A 3,348-nucleotide genomic window follows, 5' to 3' on the forward strand; every position below is an offset into this window, starting at 1 on the left:
CACACTCCCCGCGCCCCCGCCCCACACTCCCCGCGCCCCCGCCCCACACTCCCCACACTCCCCCATCTGTTTCTAATGCATCAAATTAAGCTTGCCACGCCACTACTTTTTGACCCTGGGGTATCTAATCCTCAATAATGCGATCGCTTAGGCCACGCTACGCGATTGGCCTTTTGGCCACGCTACGCGAACGCAAACTGCTGAAACCTAGCCAGATTTGATGTAATATTTCCCCTATTACAAAGCGATGCAGCGCGGTCTTGGGAAGGCAGCGCCTTCATGTGGGGGTTCCCCCCATGAGCGACTGCCGTGGTTTCCCCCACTCGCGCTTTGCATCAAGAATTGAAGTGCTTATGGGTGGACTAACACAAAGCCTCCCTTAAGCCTACCTGACTCGAAGGTTAATGGCTAAGAACCTTAAACCTGTAACCTTGGCCAAAAGGCCATGCTATGGGAAAAACCAAATAACCTTAAACCTTTAACCTTGGCCTTGGCCTTTGGGCCACGCGTGCCCGTTCAACTTTAAACTTAAACCCAAGGGACTCAAACCCAAGAGGAATCTTAAAAAAAAAATGGATAAATTCATCTAATATTCATCGAAATTTAATCTGTTTTTGAATAAAATTCAGGAATATTGAAACACTAGTTATAGTTTTTCTATGGATTATGATAATGTGTTGAGTTTTGGGATGCTTATTTTTAATTAAAAAAGGAAAAAAATATCGGTGTTTTCAAAAATCATGTAGGATGTAGTTTGGAATAAAATCCTACACTACCAAGACTTTTTTTAATTTGTTAGTGCCTGTTGAACTGTAGCAACACGACTGCCTCACTATGACCCAATTGAATCATTGGTTGAAATCCTTAGGAATGCTAACTGTAGCTGTGCTAACTACGGTATCTCCTATTACCTCTAGAAAAGCTAACGCTAGAACAGTTGCGGACTTAAGGCAAGAGGGAAAATCTCTAGAAATTTCTGTGCTTCCTCCAGAGACAGCTCCGACCGATTCCATTAAAATCCCTGTTCCCCCTCCGGAAACGAACAAGAATGGCATTTGTCCGGAGTTTCTGCCACCAGTGATTGACTCGATTATCGATCATCCTTCCTTGGCGAGAGGGAAATGGGGGATTGTGGTTGAATCATTATCGGAAGAGAAGGTTTTCTACAGCCACAATGCTAATCAATACTTGATCCCTGCTTCTAACATCAAACTATTAACTACAGCGGCAGCATTAAACAAGGTTCATCCCAATACTCCTATTCGATCTAAGTCAATGAAAGAATGGGTGAAGATAACGAATCTAAAAAGCCACAATAGTTATGCTGATACGTTATTGCGCTATATTGGCGGGTCGGAAGCAGTGCAGGATGCTTTGGCAGAATTGGGAGTTGACCCTAATAGTTATCGACTGGTAGATGGGTCTGGCTTATCCCGGAAAAATTTAGCGACTCCGGAGGCATTTATAACCACTCTCAAAGGGATGAGTGATGCCAATAATAACCAAGTTTTCCTAGCCTCTTTACCGGTGGCGGGAGTGAGCGGTACTCTCAAAAATCGGTTGCGTCATCCCTCTACACAAACCAAAGTTCAAGCCAAAACCGGCACCCTCAGAGGAGTTAAAGCTCTGTCTGGATATCTCGAACATCCCGATTACGGCACTATCGTGTTTAGCATCATGGTTAATCAACCATCCCAGTCAGGAAAAGTCTTAGAAAAGGGAATTGATCAGATTGTTCTGCGCTTAACTCAGCTGATGCCTTGTAATTCATAGAGATTGTGTGGGGAGATGGGGAGATGGGGAGATGGGGAGATGGGGAGATGGGGAGATTTTTATCAAGGGTAATTATCCGACTCCCGACTCCCGACTCCCGACTGTCTAATCCTTCAAACTAGTCTTCCCCCGATTCCCGATTCCCGATTCCCGATTCCCGATTCCCTGTAACAATCCGATCAAAATACCAATTCAATACCGGAGCGAGCAAACTATGGAACCGGCCTAGTAATGTCATCTCGAATCCTGGCATGATCCCAAACTGCTTTTTCTCAATACCTCGTACAATCTGATCAGCTACGGCAGTTGCACTCCACATCTGGGCACTGCCAGTAATCATCTTAGTTTCCAGGGGCTTGGTTTTATTTTCGGCTTCCAGTTGTGGGGTATCGGTATCGGGAGGATAGACAATAGAAACATGAATACCTTGGGGCTTTAACTCACCGCGCAAGGATTCCGCTAAACCCCGCAGGGCAAATTTACTGGGACTGTAAGGGGTATAGCCATAAATACCAATCAGTCCAGCACCGGAAGATAGCAGTACAATATGACCCTTTTGTTGGTTTACCATGGTGGGTAGTACTGCTTTAATAGCATAGAGGGAACCAAAATAGTTAACTGCCATGGTTTGTTCAAATACCTCTATGGGCAGCTCTTGGAAGTAACCGGGATGAGCAATACCAGCGCTAGTGATTAATAGGTCAGCAGGACCGATTTGGTTAATTGCTTGCTCAATAGCTGCTTCTACCTGTATCTGCTGGGAAACATCAGCAGAAATAGTGAGAATTTTTGGTTGCGGATGGGTTCCCATGGCTTCAATCTCGACTTTAGCCTGCTCTAGCTTAGCTGTATCCCTAGCAATCAAAGTCAGATTAGCTCCCTTCTGGGCTAATAATTTGGCAGTGGCTTTGCCAATCCCACTGGAGCCCCCTGTGATAATGGCGTGCTGTTGATTGAAGGTCATGGTTGAATCTATAGGGAACAGGGAATCGGGAACAGGGAACAGGGAGTCGGGAGTCGGGAGTCGGGAATCGGGAATCGGGAATCGGGAATCGGGGGCGTTGGGTCAGTCAAGTAATGAATAGGAGTAGGTGCGATTCGTTGGGCATAAACCGGATAAAACCGGGGGACTGCCCGAAGGGGTAAAACCCTTTAACTGTATGATTCATGTAGGTTAAACTCCTACAGCCTTGATGTCAGGTTACTCCATATTCCTAGGCTCCGAGAATGAACATCAAAGAGTCGAGTGCAAGGAATAAACGCGGAGGCAAGTCGAAGTCATTTAAGACCCATGCCGCTAGGGAGACCGAAAGGGTAAGACAACGAACTGGTGATTGACGCATCGTCAATTCAAGATTTAGGACACAATGACTTAAGTCCTTTATCGACTCGAAGATGATAAGGAAATGGATTTTTCCTTATCATCTTCGACATCCTTCCCCAGAAATGGGCATCTTCCGGTGTATAGCCAGTACCCAACCCGGTCAGTCAATGGTCATACGGAACGAAGTAACCAGGATAGTTGCTCCCTAAAAGGGTAGGTATTCAGCCTCATGGGCTATCTTGGCGAGACGG

The 3,348-nt window shown here is 45.9% G+C and carries 2 protein-coding genes; one reads left to right on the top strand and one right to left on the bottom strand.

Annotated features, from left to right (window positions below):
* Positions 1-834 precede the first annotated feature (834 nt).
* Positions 835-1,773 carry a D-alanyl-D-alanine carboxypeptidase/D-alanyl-D-alanine-endopeptidase gene (dacB, locus tag F6K57_RS40415; RefSeq protein WP_293074549.1) on the top strand — a complete coding sequence of 313 codons (939 nt, stop codon included), beginning with the start codon at positions 835-837 and terminating at the stop codon, positions 1,771-1,773.
* A gap of 118 nt (positions 1,774-1,891) precedes the next feature.
* Here the strand turns inward: dacB and F6K57_RS40420 are convergent, their stop codons facing one another.
* Positions 1,892-2,737, bottom strand: a complete 846-nt coding sequence (locus F6K57_RS40420; RefSeq protein ID WP_293074551.1) for an SDR family oxidoreductase — start codon at positions 2,735-2,737, stop codon at positions 1,892-1,894.
* Positions 2,738-3,348 lie beyond the last annotated feature (611 nt).

Origin of the sequence: Moorena sp. SIO4A5, assembly GCF_010672005.1 — a bacterium.
Taxonomy (GTDB): Bacteria; Cyanobacteriota; Cyanobacteriia; order Cyanobacteriales; family Coleofasciculaceae; genus Moorena.